This window comes from Microbacterium sp., from assembly GCF_035556355.1.
Classification (GTDB): Bacteria; Actinomycetota; Actinomycetes; order Actinomycetales; family Microbacteriaceae; genus Microbacterium.
This window is the reverse complement of sequence record NZ_DATMFG010000016.1, coordinates 62245-78372: the sequence shown is the minus strand read 5'-3', so window position 1 is coordinate 78372 and position 16128 is coordinate 62245. Positions and strand designations below refer to the sequence as shown.

Genomic DNA, 16128 nt, shown 5'->3' with positions numbered 1-16128 from the left:
GCGCGCTGATCGGCGATCATCCACCACAGCGGCTCCTCGACCGACAGCTCGTGCGCGCTGACCTCGGCGACGAGGTCGAGCTCGAGCAGGAAGCGCCACAGGGCCGCGTATGCGTCCGGCGTCTCGGTGAGGAGGTAGTGCACCGACACCTTCGCCTTCGTGAAGTCGTCGTGGTTCTCGTGCACCGCGTACACCGCGAGCCCGCGCACCTCGCCCGACGCATCCGTGTACTGGACCGCCCGCTTCTCGCCCGCCTTCTCGGCGACGGGGCTCGTGCCTGCGAAGTTGTCCCACTGGCCGGGCGGCACGTCGATCTCACCCGCGAAGTGCCGCCGTGCGCGCTCGTGCAGCGCGGGGCCGAGCTCGCGGAAGCGCTCGCGCGGGATGAAGTCGACACGCCCCTCGGGTACGGGCCCGATCCATCCGGCGCGCCTCGTCTCGATGCGCCATGCGGCACTCGCAGCCGCCGGCGCGAAGCCGTACCGCCCGTACAGGGGGGACTCGCTCACGGTCAGCATCGCCATGGGGACGCCCGCGGCGTGCGCGGCGCGCAGCTCGCCCTCGAGCATCGCGCGGGCGATGCCGCGGCGGCGATGCGTCGGCGCGACCGTGACCGCGGTGATCGCGCACGACGGGATCACGGTGCCGCCCGGCACGGTGAGCTCGCCGATCCACGAGGCGATCGTTCCGACGGGGGCCTCCGACACGGGCGCTGCGGGGTCGTAGACGCCCGTCACCCGACGGTAGGACGACCGTTCGCGCGCCGCCGCGATGTGCTCGTCGCTGCGCTCGGAATCCTGGAACCCGCGCGCGACGGACTGCAGCCACGGCCCGAACGCGTCGCTGTCGACCGGCACCCGTCGGTACGCGAGGCCGTTCGCCGCGAGTCGCTGCTGCGACTGATCGTCGACGGGTCCGGCGCGGAACGCCGCGCGGTCGTCCTCGCTCACGACGATGGTCGTCGCACTTTCGGTCATGTTGGTGCTCCTGTCCGCATTCGACGGGGTCCTCGGGGCGCACGGGCCTGGGCGAGGCGCCCATCCAGGGTAGGACGGGCGTCTCGCCGCCGTGTGTTCCGTCGAGCCCGCGCGTCAGGCGAGCCCGTTCTCCTCCAGCCACTGCGACGCGATGTCCTCGGCCGAGAGCTGGTTCTGCGTGCTCTGCACGTTCAGCGCGACAAGACCCTCGGGGGTGAGCGCCGCGCTGACCGCGTTGATCACCTCGGCGATCTCGTCGGCGATGTCGGCATTCGCGACCGGCACGACGTTCGACGCGAGGAACAGGCCCTCGGGGTCGTCGAGCACCACGAGGTCCTCGGTCTGGATGCGCGGGTCGGCGGTGAAGACGTTCGCGACGTTCACGGTGCCGGCGACGAGGTCTTCGACCGTCGTGTCACCGGTCGGCGTGAACTCGACCTCGATGCCGTAGGTGTCCAGCAGCCCGGTCGGCCCGTACGGGCGCTCGGCGAGCTCGGGCGGGCCGCCGAGCTTCAGCGGCTCGGTGACGTTCGCCAGGTCGGGGATCGCCGCCAGGTCGTACTGCTCGGCGAACGCCGCCGTCACGGTGCACGAGTCCTGGTCGCTCGCCGTCGACTGGTCGAGCACGACGAGTCCCTCGGGAAGCGCGTCGGGCAGGGCCGCGTACACGTCCTCGGACGTGCGCGCCGTCGTCTCGGGGTCGAAGAACTGCAGCAGGTTGCCGCTGTACTCGGGGAACAGGTCGACCTCGCCGTTCTCGAGCGCGGGGATGTAGGCGTCGCGCTGGCCGATGTTGAACTGACGCTCGACCTCGAAACCGGCGTTCTCGAGCGCCTGGGCGTAGATCTCGGCGATGATCTCGTTCGAGTAGTACGCCTGCGAGCCGACGACGATCGTGTCGCTCGGGGCATCCGTGTCGCCGCCGTCGGTGCCGGGGTCGAGCGGGTCGCTCGACGAGCAGCCCGCGAGCACCAGGGCCGCGACCGTGCCCGCCAGCAGTGCGCCGGCGATCCGGGACTTCTTGCGTGTGAACATGGGGGATCTCCTTCTGGTGGGGACTTCGGGACTTCTCACGTGAGAACGGGGCTGCGGCCGGATCGGCCGACGACGTCGGCCTCGGATGCCGCATCCGCAGCGCCCGCGGACGGACCGGGCGCGCCGGGGCCCGCCGCGCGCGTCGCGCGCACGCCGCGCGGCACGACGGCGCGCTGCGTGAGTGCGAAGAGCCCGTCGAGCACGAGGGCGAGCGCCGCGACGAGCAGCGCACCGCCGAGGACCATGTCGTAGCGGCGCAGCGGGATGCCGGCGATGATGTACTGCCCGAGGCCGCCGAGGCCCACGTACGCGCCGATCGTGACGGTCGCGACGACCTGCAGGGTCGCCGCCCGCAGGCCCGCGACGAGCAGCGGGAGACCGAGCGGCACCTCGACGCGCCACAGCACCTGCCACGGCGTCATGCCGATCGCGCGGGACGCGCCGATCACATCGCGGTCGATCGCCTCGAACCCGGAGTAGGCGCCCGCGAGGATCGACGGGATCGCGAGCAGCACGTAGCTGATGACCGCGGCCTCGGGCTTGTGCAGCACGCCGATGAGCATCACCAGCAGCACGAGCAGCCCGAACGACGGGATCGCGCGGGCCGCACCCGAGACGGCGACCGCGACGTCGCGGCCTCGGCCCGTGTGCCCGATGAGCCACCCGAGCGGAACGGCGATCGCGGCGGCGATGAGCACCGAGACGGCCGTGTACGCGAGGTGCTGCGCAAGTGCGACCGGGATGGACGTCGGCCCTTCGAGCCGCTCGGGTGAGAAGAGCCACGCGAACGCGTCGAGGAAGAGATTCACGTCGTCGCCCCCGCTTCGAGGCCGATGCGGATACCGCGCCGCCGCGTCGTCATCGCGCGCAGCCACGGCATGAGCAGGCGCCCGATCAGCACGAGGACGAGGTCGACGACGAGCGCGATGAGCGCGACGGCGACCATGCCCGAGAACACTTCGGCGACGATGCGCCGCTGCAGGCCGTTCGTGAACAGGTAGCCGAGGTTCGTGACGCCGACGAGCACGCCCACGGTGGCGAGGGCGATCGTGCTCGCGGCTGTGACCCGGAGCCCCGCGAGCAGCACGGGCCCGGCGAGCGGCAGGTCGACCGTGAAGAACCGCCGCGGCCCGCCGAAGCCCATCGCGACGGCGGCGAGGCGAACGTCGGCGTCGACCGAGTCGAAGCCGTCGACGACCGAGCGCACGAGCAGGGCCACGGCGTAGATCGTGAGCGCGAGGATCAGGTTCACCTCGGAGAACGCGGGCACGCCGATGAGCCCGGGCAGGATCGCGAGGAGCGCGAGCGACGGGATCGTGTAGAGCAGGCCCGTCACGATGACGATCGGACTGCGCAGCAGCCGGAACCGCCACGCGATCCACCCGAGCGGCACCGAGATCACGAATCCGAGCACGATCGGGATGAGGCTCTGCCGCAGGTGGACGAGCGTCAGCGACCAGATGAGGTCGAGGTTGTCGAGCACCCAGCTCACGGGGCATCCGCCTCGGCGATCAGCGCACCCTGCGTGCGCCCCTCGGTGTCGACGACCACCGTGCCGCGCGCCGTCTGCTTGAGCCGCAGAGCACGACGACCGCGGTCGGCGCCGATGAACGACGCGACGAACTCGGATGCCGGGTCCTCGATGATCTCGCTCGGGCTGCCCACCTGCGCGATCTGCGCCCCCGTCTCGAGAATCACCACCTGGTCGCCCAGGAGGAAGGCCTCGTCGACGTCGTGTGTCACGAACACGACCGTCTTGTCGAGCTCGCGCTGGAGGCGGATGACCTCCTGCTGGAGCTCGGACCGCACGATCGGGTCGACCGCGCCGAACGGCTCGTCCATCAGGAGGATGTTCGGGTCGGCCGCGAGGCCGCGGGCGACGCCGACCCGCTGCTGCTGGCCGCCCGAGAGCTGGCTCGGGTAGCGGTCGGCCATGCTCTCGTCGAGGCCCACCGTCCGCATGAGCTCGAGCGCGCGCCGCCGGGCCTCCCGCCGGGAGGCGCCCTCGAGCACCGGCACGGTCGCGATGTTCTCGGCCACCGTGAAGTGCGGCATGAGGCCCGAGTTCTGCATGACGTAGCCGATGCTGCGGCGCAGACGGACGGGGTCGCGGCCCGCGACGTCTTCGCCGTCGATCGAGACCCTGCCCGAGGTCGGGTCGACCATGCGGTTGATCATGCGCAGGAGCGTCGTCTTGCCGCTGCCGGACGATCCGACCAGCACCGTCGTGCGCCGCGCTGGCATCACGAGACTGAATCCTTCGACGGCGACGGTGCCGTCGGGGAACCGCTTCGTGACATCGGCGAATTCGATCACGCGTTCGTCGCCTTCGGGTCGGTGTCAGGGTTTCCCCACGGTACCGGACCCCTGGGACACCGGGGTCGGGCCGCGGCATCCGTTGTCATTCCGTGTTCGACGCGTGGCAGTCCTCGTCACCCGACGACGCGCGCACCCGGCACCGGACCGTGCACGTGCAGGGCGTTGTAGCCCGCGGCCGTGAGCTGCACCTGAAGGTCCAGCGCCGCTTCGGTGCCGAGGGTGAGGAACGCGACCGTCGGTCCCGACCCCGACACCATGCCCGCGAGGGCTCCCGCGCTCTCGCCGAGCTCGAGCGTCTCGCGCAGCTCGGGCTGCAGCGAGAGCGCCGCCGGCTGCAGGTCGTTTCGCACGCACTGCGCGAGCGCGACCGGATCCCCCGCGCGCAGCGCGTGGAGCACCGCGGGGTCGACCGCGGGGCCGCGCAGCGGCGGCGCGATATCGGGTCCCTCTCGCAGCGAGTCGAGGTGCCGGTACACCTCGGGTGTGGACAGGCCACCCTCGAACGGGACGATCACCCAGTCGAAGCGCCCCTGCGCGAGCGCGGGGCTCAAGCGGTCGCCGCGTCCGGTGCCGATCGCCGTGCCGCCCATGAGCGCGAACGGCACGTCCGCGCCGAGCTTCGCGCCGAGTCGCTGCAGGTGCGCAGAGCCGAGCTCGCCGCCCCACAGCGCGTCGCACGCGACGAGAGCCGCCGCGGCATCCGCAGACCCCCCGCCCATGCCGCCTGCGACCGGCACGCGCTTGACGATCTCGAGGTGCACGCCGCCGTCGTGGCCGAGCTCCTTCGCGACGAGCCGCGCCGCTCGCAGTGCGAGGTTGCGGTCGTCGGCGGGCACGCCCGACACGTCGACCGTGCCGCTCACCGACACGGTGAACTCGGGCGACGGCTCCGCCCACACCTCCTCGTACAGCGACACGGCCTGGTACGCGGACGCGACGTCGTGGTAGCCGTCGTCCTGCACCGCGCCGACCTCGAAGAAGAGGTTCAGCTTGCCCGGCGCCCTCGCGTGGACGCGCTCGGTCGCGAGCGCTTCGCTCACAGCTCGGTCGACTCCGCCCAGAGATCCACGTCGATGCTGTCGGCGGCCGCGTCGATCTGCTCGAGCTCCTCCGCCGTGAAGGCGGGGCCGTCGAGCGCGGCCAGGTTCTCGTCGAGCTGCTCGGTCCTCGACGCGCCGATGAGGGCGGATGCCACGACCGGGTCGCGCAGCACCCACTGGATCGCCATCTGGGCGAGCGTCTGCCCTCGCTCCTTCGCGACGACGTCGAGGCTGCGCAGCGCGGCCAGCGCCTTCTCGCTCAGCTTCCCGCCGGGCAGCGACGAGCGCTGCTGCGCGCGCTGCGCCGTGCCGTCCTCGAGGTAGCGGCTCGTGAGCAGCCCCTGGGCGAGCGGCGTGAACGCGATCGCGCCGATGCCCTCCTTCTTGAGCACGCCGGTCAGTCCGTCCTCGATCCAGCGGTTGAGGATCGAGTACGCGGGCTGGTGGATCACGAGCGGCGTCCCCATCGATCGCGCGCACGCCGCAGCGACCGCGGTGCGCTTCTCGCTGTACGAGGAGATGCCGACGTACAGCGCCTTTCCCTGCCGCACGAGCGTGTCGAGGGCTCCGATCGTCTCCTCGATCGGCGTGACCGGGTCGGCGCGATGCGAGTAGAAGATGTCGACGTAGTCGAGCCCCATGCGCTTGAGCGACTGGTCGGCGCTCGCGAGGATGTACTTGCGCGACGCGAAGTCTCCGTACGGGCCGGGCCACATGTCCCACCCCGCCTTCGACGAGATGATCAGCTCGTCGCGATACGGCCGGAAGTCCTCCGCGAAGATGCGGCCGAAGTTCTTCTCGGCGGAGCCGTACGGCGGACCGTAGTTGTTCGCGAGGTCGAAGTGCGTGATCCCCTTGTCGAACGCGTGCCGGAGCAGTGCCCGCTGGTTGTCGAGCGGGATGTTGTCGCCGAAGTTCCACCACAGTCCGAGCGAAATTGGGGGAAGATAGAGACCAGACGCCCCCACCTGGCGATAGTCGGCGACCGCGTACCGGTCTCCGGCTGCGGTATAGGGACGGTGGATGTCGAGGACGTCGGGCCGGAAGCGCGGTGCGTCGGTCATCCTTTCAGGCTAGCGCCCGCGACCCCCCGCGGCGACGGGGTCGAACGACGTCTCGAGACGGTACACGCTGGTCCCCGACCACGACCGGAAACGCCGGCGAAACACCGGCGGGCTAGGGTGTCCTTCCGTCGACCCGGCGGGAGGCATCCGTCTTGACTGAAAGGAGGAAGCCGCGATGGTGAGATTGTCCGCGCTCCCCACGCGCCGCGAGCCCGCAGACGCGCTGCTCACCAGGCCGGACGTCGTGCTCGACCGCGGGATCCTGCATCTCGTGCACGACGACGTCCCCGGCTGGCGGGCGCGCATCGACGATCTGCTCGCCGTCGCGGACGCGTTCGACGCCGCAGATGTGCCGATGCTGCTCATCCGTCGCGACCGCTCGACGCCCGCGATCGTGGTCGACATCGACCGCCGTGACGACGCGTTCGCCGCTCTGCGGTCGCTCGCGCACGACCCCTTCTACGTGAAGGGCAAGCGCCGGCCGCCGATGCTGGCGACGGATGCCGAGCCCTGGACCTCCGAGCCGTTCGCGGTGCGCGTGTACCGGCCCCGGATCACCCCGAGGCGCACGCTCCGGTACGGCGCGTCGCTCGCCGCGCGCGTCGAGTTCTGGCGCTTCGGCGACATCCGCATCGAGGCGCCCGATGAGAACGTGCTGCTGCGTCGCGAGACGCCCACCGAGGACGTGAGCTACACGACCGTGGAGCAGTACGGCCGCGTGTGGCGCACGATCGACGGCATGTTCGACCCGTTCCCCGAGGAGTTCCGCGGCGACGTCGACATCGTCTTCTCGTGGGTCGACGGCTCGTCCAGCGAGTTCCAGCGGCAGCGCGCCGCGCAGCTCGCCGAATACGTCGTGGGCGAGGGCGACGACTCGCCGGCGCGGTACCGGCACGTCGACGAGCTGCGCTACGCACTGCGCAGCGTCTACATGTACGCCCCGTGGGTGCGGCGCATCTACATCGCGACCGACTCCCCCGTTCCGGCGTGGCTGGTGGAGCATCCGCGCGTCCGCATCGTGCGCAGCGAGGAGTTCTTCGCCGACCCCTCGACGCTGCCGACCCACAACTCGCATGCGGTCGAGGCGCAGCTGCACCGGATTCCGGGCATCGCCGAGCACTTCCTGTACTCGAACGACGACATGTTCTTCGGCCGGCCCGTCGAGCCCGAGCTGTTCTTCACGCCGGCGGGCGTGACGAAGTTCGTCGAGTCCGGCGTGCGCATCGGCACGGGTGAGCCCGCGGCGCACCGCAGCGGTCACGACAACGCGCTGCGCGTCAACCGCGCGCTGCTGCGCGAGCGCTTCGGACGCACGATCACACGTGATCTGGAGCACTGCGCGGCACCGCTACGCCGCAGCGTCATGGCCGAGCTGGAGCGCGAGTTCGCCGAGGACTTCGCCCGCACCGCGGGCACGCGGTTCCGCTCGGCGACAGACATCTCGGTGACGAACAGCCTGTACCACTACTACGCGCTCATGACCGGCCGCGCCGTGCCCACGACGAAGCCGCGCGTGCAGTACGTGCAGACCACGACGATGAGCCAGCTGCGCACGATGGAGCGCCTCGCCGAGCGACGCGACATCGACATGTTCTGCCTGAACGACGGCGGCACCGATCAGGACGTGCCCGAGGAGCTGCGCGTACGAGCACTGCGGTCGGTGCTCGAGCGCATGTTCCCGGTGCGCGCGCCCTGGGAGCGTGCCGACGTCAGCGCAGAACGGGAATCGGCTCGGTCGGCGCATCCCTCCGCGCGCGGCTGACATCGGCGATGCCGGCGCTGCGCAGGCGCCGCTGAGCCTCGACGGCGTCGATGTGCTCGAGCGGCTTCGGCGCGTCGAGCGGCACGACCGAGTGCACGACCGTGTCGTCGTACACGTGCACGAGGTTGAACGCCTGCGCTCCGTCCTGCGGCCGCGTGCCGCCGACGGGGACCGTGAGGTCCTGCGCGTAGCACGTGGACGACGCGACCGACACGGGGATCCCCGCGAACGTCGCGAACGTCGAGTAGTGCAGATGACCCGCGATGATCGCACGCACGTCGGTGCCGCGCACCACGCGCGCGAGCCGCGACTGGTCGCGCAGCTCGACGCTCGCGGCGAGCGCGAGCACGCTCGGGATCGGCGGGTGGTGCATCGCGAGGATCGTGCCGAGAGGCGCCGGCGTCGCGAGCTCGGATGCGAGCCATTCGAGCTGCTCGTCGGTCACCTCGCCGTGGTGGTGGCCGGGCACGGTCGTGTCGAGCGTGACCACCCGCAGACCGTCGAGCTCGTCGACGCGATCGAACGGCCGCAGCAGGTCGCCCGCGCTCTCGTCCTCGCCGAAGAGCCCTCGTCGGAACGCGGCGCGTTCATCGTGGTTGCCCATGACCCACAGCACGCGCGCCCCGATCCGCTCGGCGAACGGCTCGACGAGGCTGCGCAGGTCGCGGTAGACGCCGGGCTCGCCGAGATCGGCGAGGTCGCCGGTGAAGACGATCGCGTCCGGAGTCACGCCCGAAGCCTCGATCACGTCGAGGGCGCGGGCCAGGTTCGCTGCGCCGTCGACGCTGCCGAAGAGCCGCGGTCCGGGACCGCGAAGATGGGTGTCGCTGATGTGCAGAAGCGTGCGTTCGGGCGCCGCATGCTCGGCGGTGCGCATCGATCTCTCCCCGTCCCGTGGTCGACCGGGACTGCGTCGATTTTAGGTCCGCCGAATCACAGAGGTCCGCAAAGACGCGGTGAATCCCCGCTGAATCCTTGGGTCACATCGAGTGATCCGCCGCCTGCGCGATCCGCTGGAAGTCCTCGATCGACAGCTCCTCGCCCCGCGCGGTGGGTGCGACATCCGCCTTCTCGAGCACGGCGGATGCCTCGGCCGCCGTCCCTCCCAGCAATCCCGCGAGCGCCTGGCGGAGCATCTTGCGCCGCTGCTGGAACGCCGCGTCGACGATGCGGAACGTGCGGCGGCGCTCGTCCTCTCCGCCGCGCGGCTCGGGGTCGCGCCGGAACGCGACGAGCACGCTGTCGACGTTCGGCACGGGCCAGAAGACGTGCCGCGACACCGTCCCGGCGAGCCGCCACGGCCCGTACCACGCCGCCTTCGCGCTCGGGGCGCCGTACACCTTCGACCCCGGCGGCGCGGCGAGGCGCTCGCCCACCTCGGCCTGCACCATGACGACGCCGCGCTCGATCGCGGGGAACGTCTCGAGGAAGTGCAGGAGGACGGGCACCGACACGTTGTAGGGCAGATTGGCCACCAGCACGGTGGGGTCGCCGGGCAGCTCCTTCACGCGCAGCGCGTCGGCGTCGACGACCGTGAGGGCACCGTCGTCGACGCCGTGGGCGGCGGCGGTCTCGGGCAGCCTCTCGGCCAGACGATGGTCGATCTCGACGGCGGTGACGGATGCACCGGCCTCGAGGATCGCGAGCGTGAGAGACCCGAGACCGGGCCCGACCTCGACCACTCGCTCCCCCGGCTCGACGCCGGCGACGTGCACGATGCGGCGCACCGTGTTCGCGTCGACGACGAAGTTCTGCCCGAGCTTCTTGGTGGGAGTGAGGTCGAGCTCCGCCGCGAGGACGCGGATCTCGGACGCGCCGAGCAGCTGAACCGACATGCGTCTCACCGTAGCAACGAGAGTCCGCCGCGTTTCGCAAGCCTCTGTCGTGCGGCAGGCTCCGCGCTATATCGTGACCGCCATGACGAGCGAGTCCATCCCCGCAGGCGCCTTCTCGCTGAAGAGCCCATACGGAAAACGAGCCATCGGACTCGCCGTCGCCGCCGCCGTGGGCGGCTTCCTTTTCGGCTTCGACTCGTCGGTCATCAACGGCGCGGTCGACTCCATCGGGTCGGACTTCGGCCTCAGTGACTTCGTCACAGGGTTCGTCGTCGCGATCGCACTGCTCGGCTGCGCCGCGGGAGCCATGACCGCCGGCGCGCTCGCCGACAAGTGGGGCCGCCTGCGGGTCATGTTCATCGGCGCGATCATGTTCTTCGTCAGCTCGCTGGGCTCGGGCCTCGCGTTCTCAGTGTGGGACCTCGTGCTGTGGCGCGTCGTCGGCGGGCTCGGCATCGGCATCGCATCCGTCGTCGCCCCCGCCTACATCGCGGAGATCGCGCCCCGGCAGATCCGCGGCGGACTGGCCTCGCTTCAGCAGCTCGCGATCACGCTCGGCATCTTCGTCGCGCTGCTCAGCGACGCGCTCCTCGCGACGAGCGCCGGGGGCGCCGACAACGTGCTGTGGTTCGGGCTGGACGCGTGGCGCTGGATGTTCATCGTCGGCGTCGTCCCCGCCGCCGTCTACGGCGTCCTCTCGTTCACGGTGCCCGAGTCGCCGCGCTTCCTCATAGCGACGGGCCGCTCCGACGAGGCGCGGGACATCTTCGCACGACTCGTTCCCCCGGCCGACCTCGACAAGACGATGAACGAGGTCACGACGGCGATCGAGACCGACCGCAAGAACGCGGGTGCGTCGATCCGCGGCAGGGCTTTCGGGCTTCAGCCGATCGTCTGGATCGGCATCATCCTGTCGATCTTCCAGCAGTTCGTCGGCATCAACGTGATCTTCTACTACTCGACGACGCTGTGGCGTGCGGTCGGCTTCGGCGAGGGCAGCGCGCTGCTCACGAGCGTCAGCACGTCCGTCACGAACGTGCTCGTGACGCTCATCGCGATCTTCCTGGTCGACCGCGTCGGACGCAAGCCGATCCTCCTCACCGGATCGGTGCTCATGACCCTGTCGCTCGGCATGATGGCCGTCTCGTTCTCGTTCGCCGAGGGATCCGGATCCGATGTGACCCTGCCCAGCCCGTGGGGTCCGATCGCGCTCGTCGCCGCGAACCTCTTCGTGGTCGGGTTCGGCGCGTCATGGGGTCCGCTCGTCTGGGTGCTCCTCGGCGAGATCTTCCCGAGCCGCATCCGCGGAAAGGCCCTCGGCATCGCCGCCGGCGCCCAGTGGCTCGCGAACTTCGCCGTCACGATGACGTTCCCCGCCCTGTCGGCATGGTCGCTGCCGCTCACGTACGGCATGTACGCGCTGTTCGCGGCGCTGTCGTTCGTGTTCGTCGCGTGGAAGATCCCCGAGACCAAGGGCATGGAGCTCGAGCAGACCGAGACGCTCTTCGTGCGCAAGAACGCCGCGGCCGCGATCCGCTGAGGGTGCGACCGCGGCGAGCGGATCATCGGATGCCGGTCATGACGCAGCCGCTTCGCCCTCGCTTTCCCACGGCAGCTTGGCCACGGGCAGGATCAACACCTTGCCGGCGACGGCCGTCGGATGCTTCGCCATGTACGCCGCGGCCTCGTCGATCGATTCGGCCTCGAGGAGGTCGTAGCCGGCGAACCACTCCTTGAACTCGGGGAACGGTCCGTCGGTGACGATGACCTTCCCGTCGCGCACCACGACCGACTTCGCCTCCTCGGGACCGGCGACCGGGGCGCCGGGTCCGAGGCGGCCGGCGTCCTCGCCCTCCTTCGCCCAGGACTCGAGCATGCGCTGGTCCTCGTCCCGCGCCAGCGCGGAGCCGGACGAGTCGGTCATGTGGATGACGAGGTACTGCTGGGCCATGATGGCCCCCTTTCCTTCTCGGGATCGTTCACGGGGTCGTCGGGAGCTGGGCGCGGCGGCGGCGCAGGTGAGCCACTTCGGCGGTGTTGCCGGCAAGCTCGATCGCGCGATCGTACGCGGCGAGCGCGTCGGACGCGCGGCCCACACGGCGCAGCAGCTCGGCCCGCGTCGCGTGGAAGGCGTGGTGACCGTCGAGGGCATCGCCCAGGCCGTCGACGAGGGCGAGGGCGACTTCGGGCGAGTCGGACTCCGAGACGGCGATCGCCCGGTTGAGCGTCACGATCGGGTTCGGATCGAGCTGCTCGAGGCGTCCGTACAGCGCGACGATCCGCGACCAGTCGGTGTCGCGCGCGTCCCGCGCCGACACGTGCACGGCGTTGATCGCCGCGAGGAGTCTGTAGCGGCCTGGTGAGGTCTCGTCCAGCTCATCGACGAGCGCGAGGCCCTCGTCGATGAGCGCCCGGTCCCAAGACCCGCGGTCCTGCTCGTCGAGCCGCACGAGTTCGCCGTGCGCCGACACGCGGGCGCCGGCTCGGGCCTCGGTGAGCAGCATGAGCGCGAGCAAGCCGCTCGCCTCGGCCCGTTCGGCGGATTCATCGGGCAGCAGGTCGTGCACGAGGCGGGTGAGCCGGATCGCCTCGCCCGTGAGCTCGCGGCGGATCGGGTCCGCCCCCTCGCCCGTGGCGAGATAGCCCTCGTTGAAGATCAGGTAGAGCACGGTGAGCACGCCGTCGAGACGGCTCGGAAGGTCTTCGCGCTCCGGCACGCGGTACGGGATCCGAACGGCCTTGATCCGCGCCTTCGCGCGGCTGATGCGCTGGCCCATCGTCGTCTCCTGCACGAGGAACGCGCGCGCGATCTCGGCGACAGTGAGGCCGCCGACGATCCGCAGCGTGAGCGCGACACGCGCCTCCATCGAGAGCGCCGGGTGGCAGCAGGTGAGCACGAGCCGCAGCCGGTCGTCGTCGATGGCGCCCACCGACTCGGCCGGCGAGTCGTCGTGGAGCATGAGCGCCTCCTGATGCAACTCGCTGCGGCGTGCCTCACGACGGAGCCGGTCGATCGCCGTGCGATGCGCGGTCGTCGTGATCCATCCGCCGGGGTTGGGCGGCACGCCGTCCGCGGGCCACCGCTCGACGGCCTTCGCGAACGCTTCGGCGGCCGCCTCCTCGGCGAGGTCGAGATCGCCGTACCGGCGCATGAGCCCCGCGACGATCCGTGCCCACTCCTCTCGGTGGGCGCGGGCGATCGCGTCGTCGACGGTCGACGTCATGAGCACCACGTCATCTCGGAAGCTCCTCCGCATACCAGGTCTACGAACGGGATCCTCTCGATTCGACACCCTGCGTGAAAGAAGTTCGACCCGTCTAACCCATACGGACGGTCGAAAACGGCTCGCGCTGTTCGTAGACGGAGTGAGGGCGGCCCGAGAACCGACCGCCCCGGACGGAGGGTGAAAGACATGCACCACGATGGAACGCCCATGATCGACGGACGCCTGCCCGAGCGGCCGGAGGCAGGCGAATCCTCCCTCGAGCCCACCCGACGCTCATTCTGGGCACGCCTGGCGGACGATCTGACCTCGCTGCCCGCGAGCGCCACGATCCGCCTCAACGGCTGAGGTCAATCTCCGAACGCGCCGTACACGTCGACGGTGTTCGCCGCGAGCTGCGCGCACAGCTCGTCGAGCTCGACCCCGAGCTCGGCCGCGATGAACCTCACCGTCACCGGGATGAGGTACGGCGCGTTCGGGCGGCCGCGGTGCGGCGTGGGTGTGAGGAAGGGGGCGTCCGTCTCGACCAGGATCCGCTCGCGCGGCGTCACCTTCAGCGCGTCGCGCAGGTTCTGGGCGTTCTTGAACGTCACGTTGCCCGCGAAGCTCAGGTAATACCCGCGCTCCGCCGCGATCGTCGCCATCTCGGCGTCGCCCGAGAAGCAGTGGAACACCGTGCGGTCAGGAGCTCCCACGCGCTCGAGGGTCTCGAGCACCGCGTCGTGCGCGTCGCGGTCGTGGATCTGCATCGCGATGCCGTGCTTCTTCGCGAGCGCGATGTGCGCCTCGAAGCTCTCGAACTGCGCGCCTCTGCCCGACTCGTCGGTGCGGAAGAAGTCGAGCCCCGTCTCGCCGATCGCGCGCACGCGCGGCTGCGCCGCGAGCTCGTCGATGACCTCGATCGCCATGTCGAGCCGCCCCGCCGCCGCGTACGCGGGGGCCTCATTGGGGTGGATCGCGACGGCGGCGAGGACGCGAGGGTCGGATGCCGCGGCATCCGCCGACCACACACTGGACTCGATGTCGCCGCCCGCCTGCACGACCCCGATCACGCCGACGGATTCGGCGAGGTCGAGCTGCTCGGCGAGCGTACGCGGCTCGTCGCCGTCGGAGATCTCGAGATGCGCGTGGTTGTCGTACACGGGCACATCGAGCGCGGCGGGCGGTTCGGGCCACCGCACGTCGCGCGAGCCGTCGCTGTGGCGCGCGCGGATGTATCCGGAGACCTCGGTCTCGGGCTTCTGATCGCTCACTGACTCTGCTCTACTCGCGGGAACAGCGGGGCGAGCGCGTTGACCGACGCGCCCGCGGGCAGGACGCCCCACGACCCCGCCTCCCGGATCCGCTGCTCGACGAGGCGCCCGAGCGCCTGGTCGGCGCCGAGCGCGACCCACAGCTTCTCGGTGGACTTCGGCATGACGGGCGACAGCAGCACGGCGAGCGCACGCAGTCCCTCGGCGGCCGTGTACAGCACGGTGCCCAGACGCGCCCGCTGGGACTCGTCCTTCGCGAGTGCCCACGGCTCGTTCTCGGTGATGTACAGGTTGAGTGCGTCGACGATCGTCCAGATCGCGGCGATGGCCTCGTCGATGCGGAACCGCTCGATCGCCGCGTCGGCGGCGGCCGCCGCATCCGCCACCGTCTTCTGGATGTGCAGGTCGCCCTCTTCGTACGTGTCGGCCGGCGGCACCACACCCTCGAAGTAGCGCTCGATCATCGCGGTCACACGTGACGCGAGGTTGCCGAAGCCGTTCGCGAGCTCAGCCTGATAGCGGGCGGACAGGTCCTCCCACGAGAACGACCCGTCGTGGCCGAACGGGATCGCCGACAGGAAGTAGTAGCGATACGCGTCCGACCCGAACACGCTCGTGATCTCGGTCGGGGCGATGCCGGTGAGCTTCGACTTCGACATCTTCTCGCCGCCGACGAGCAGCCAGCCGTGCGCGAACACGCCCTTGGGCACGTCGACGCCCGCGGCCATCAGCATCGCGGGCCAGATGACCGCGTGGAAACGCAGGATGTCCTTTCCGACGACGTGGTAGGCCGGCCAGCGGCGTGCGAACTGCTCGGGGTCGGAGCCGTAGCCGACCGCCGTCACGTAGTTGAGCAGCGCGTCGACCCACACGTAGATGACGTGAGACTCGTCCCACGGCACCTTGATGCCCCAGTCGAACGTCGAGCGCGAGATCGACAGGTCCTTCAGGCCCTGCTTCACGAACGAGACGACCTCGTTGCGGGCCGTCTCGGGGCGGATGAAGTCGGACTTGTAGAGCTCGAGCAGGCGGTCCTGGAACTCGCTCAGCTTGAAGAAGTAGTTCTTCTCCTGCAGCAGCTCGAGCGGCTTCGAGTGGATCACGCACACTTTGAGGCCCTCGAACGGGCCGGTGCCGTCGACGATCTCGGACTCGGGCTTGAACTCCTCGCAGCCCACGCAGTACAGCGCCTCGTACTCGCCCGCGTAGATGTACCCGCGGTCGTACAGCGCCTGGAAGAACACCTGCACGTTGCGCTCGTGCCGCTCCTGCGTCGTGCGGATGAAGTCGTCGTTCGCGACGTCGAGCTCCTTCAGCAGCGGGAACCACGACTCGGCCACGAGCTTGTCGACCCACTGCTGCGGCGTCACGCCGTTGGCGGATGCCGCGCGCAGCATCTTCTGGCCGTGCTCATCGGTTCCCGTGAGCATCCACGTGTCGTCTCCCGCCTGGCGGTGCCAGCGCGCGAGCGTGTCGACGGCCACGGTCGTGTAGCCGTGCCCGATGTGCGGCACGTCGCTCGGGTAGTAGATCGGCGTCGTGATGTAGAAGGATCGGCCGGAGGTCACCAGAAGATTCTAGATTGGCCGGATGCCGCGACCGGCCGTGTGACGACCGCG

16 protein-coding genes are annotated in these 16128 nt (G+C 70.3%); 3 read left to right on the top strand and 13 right to left on the bottom strand.

Annotated elements, in window-relative coordinates:
* The 7 genes from VNR19_RS03345 to VNR19_RS03315 all read right to left on the bottom strand — a co-directional run.
* Positions 1-977 (bottom strand): GNAT family N-acetyltransferase (locus tag VNR19_RS03345; RefSeq protein WP_325723884.1); only part of this gene is annotated, 977 nt, incomplete at its 3' end.
* 114 nt (positions 978-1091) lie between these two features.
* Positions 1092-2012 carry an ABC transporter substrate-binding protein gene (locus VNR19_RS03340; RefSeq protein ID WP_325723882.1) on the bottom strand — a complete coding sequence of 307 codons (921 nt, stop codon included), beginning with the start codon at positions 2010-2012 and terminating at the stop codon, positions 1092-1094.
* 35 nt (positions 2013-2047) lie between these two features.
* Positions 2048-2821, bottom strand: a complete 774-nt coding sequence (locus VNR19_RS03335) for an ABC transporter permease (RefSeq protein WP_325723880.1) — start codon at positions 2819-2821, stop codon at positions 2048-2050.
* Complete coding sequence (locus VNR19_RS03330; RefSeq protein ID WP_325723878.1) at positions 2818-3504, bottom strand: ABC transporter permease; 687 nt, start codon at positions 3502-3504, stop codon at positions 2818-2820. The genes VNR19_RS03335 and VNR19_RS03330 overlap by 4 nt, the downstream gene beginning before the upstream one ends.
* Complete coding sequence (locus VNR19_RS03325; protein WP_325723876.1) at positions 3501-4328, bottom strand: ABC transporter ATP-binding protein; 828 nt, start codon at positions 4326-4328, stop codon at positions 3501-3503. The genes VNR19_RS03330 and VNR19_RS03325 overlap by 4 nt, the downstream gene beginning before the upstream one ends.
* A 116-nt stretch (positions 4329-4444) precedes the next feature.
* Positions 4445-5371 (bottom strand): 4-(cytidine 5'-diphospho)-2-C-methyl-D-erythritol kinase, encoded by a 927-nt coding sequence (locus VNR19_RS03320; protein ID WP_325723874.1) that lies wholly within the window; start codon positions 5369-5371, stop codon positions 4445-4447.
* A complete protein-coding gene (locus tag VNR19_RS03315) occupies positions 5368-6435 on the bottom strand; it encodes an aldo/keto reductase (RefSeq protein ID WP_325723872.1) in 1068 nt (355 codons plus the stop codon). The genes VNR19_RS03320 and VNR19_RS03315 overlap by 4 nt, the downstream gene beginning before the upstream one ends.
* A 175-nt stretch (positions 6436-6610) precedes the next feature.
* Between VNR19_RS03315 and VNR19_RS03310 the strand changes: the two genes are divergently transcribed.
* Complete coding sequence (locus tag VNR19_RS03310) at positions 6611-8197, top strand: stealth conserved region 3 domain-containing protein (RefSeq protein WP_325723870.1); 1587 nt, start codon at positions 6611-6613, stop codon at positions 8195-8197.
* On the opposite strand, the gene VNR19_RS03305 is transcribed toward VNR19_RS03310, so the two are convergent.
* Entirely contained in the window at positions 8145-9074 is a 930-nt protein-coding gene (locus VNR19_RS03305) for a phosphodiesterase (protein ID WP_325723868.1), read from the bottom strand. The two genes, VNR19_RS03310 and VNR19_RS03305, sit on opposite strands and share 53 nt — an antisense overlap.
* A gap of 103 nt (positions 9075-9177) precedes the next feature.
* Positions 9178-10032 carry a 16S rRNA (adenine(1518)-N(6)/adenine(1519)-N(6))-dimethyltransferase RsmA gene (gene rsmA, locus VNR19_RS03300; RefSeq protein WP_325723866.1) on the bottom strand — a complete coding sequence of 285 codons (855 nt, stop codon included), beginning with the start codon at positions 10030-10032 and terminating at the stop codon, positions 9178-9180.
* 82 nt (positions 10033-10114) lie between these two features.
* On the opposite strand from rsmA, the gene VNR19_RS03295 reads away from it, so the two are divergent.
* The gene (locus VNR19_RS03295; RefSeq protein WP_325723864.1) at positions 10115-11572 is read left to right on the top strand and encodes a sugar porter family MFS transporter; all 1458 of its coding nucleotides are present in this window, start codon (positions 10115-10117) and stop codon (positions 11570-11572) included.
* Positions 11573-11608: 36 nt separating this feature from the next.
* On the opposite strand, the gene VNR19_RS03290 is transcribed toward VNR19_RS03295, so the two are convergent.
* Together VNR19_RS03290 and VNR19_RS03285 are read right to left on the bottom strand one after the other, a co-directional pair.
* Positions 11609-11983 carry a YciI family protein gene (locus VNR19_RS03290; protein ID WP_325723862.1) on the bottom strand — a complete coding sequence of 125 codons (375 nt, stop codon included), beginning with the start codon at positions 11981-11983 and terminating at the stop codon, positions 11609-11611.
* A 28-nt stretch (positions 11984-12011) separates the two neighbouring features.
* A complete protein-coding gene (locus VNR19_RS03285; RefSeq protein ID WP_325723860.1) occupies positions 12012-13256 on the bottom strand; it encodes an RNA polymerase sigma factor in 1245 nt (414 codons plus the stop codon).
* A gap of 189 nt (positions 13257-13445) precedes the next feature.
* On the opposite strand from VNR19_RS03285, the gene VNR19_RS03280 reads away from it, so the two are divergent.
* Positions 13446-13604, top strand: coding sequence for a hypothetical protein (locus VNR19_RS03280; protein WP_325723858.1), 159 nt, complete (start codon positions 13446-13448; stop codon positions 13602-13604).
* Between the two features lie 2 nt (positions 13605-13606).
* Here VNR19_RS03280 and VNR19_RS03275 read toward each other — a convergent pair whose 3' ends face one another.
* Positions 13607-14509, bottom strand: a complete 903-nt coding sequence (locus tag VNR19_RS03275) for a TatD family hydrolase (RefSeq protein WP_325723856.1) — start codon at positions 14507-14509, stop codon at positions 13607-13609.
* A complete protein-coding gene (gene metG / locus VNR19_RS03270) occupies positions 14506-16077 on the bottom strand; it encodes a methionine--tRNA ligase (protein ID WP_325723854.1) in 1572 nt (523 codons plus the stop codon). The genes VNR19_RS03275 and metG overlap by 4 nt, the downstream gene beginning before the upstream one ends.
* Between the last annotated feature and the right edge of the window lie 51 nt (positions 16078-16128).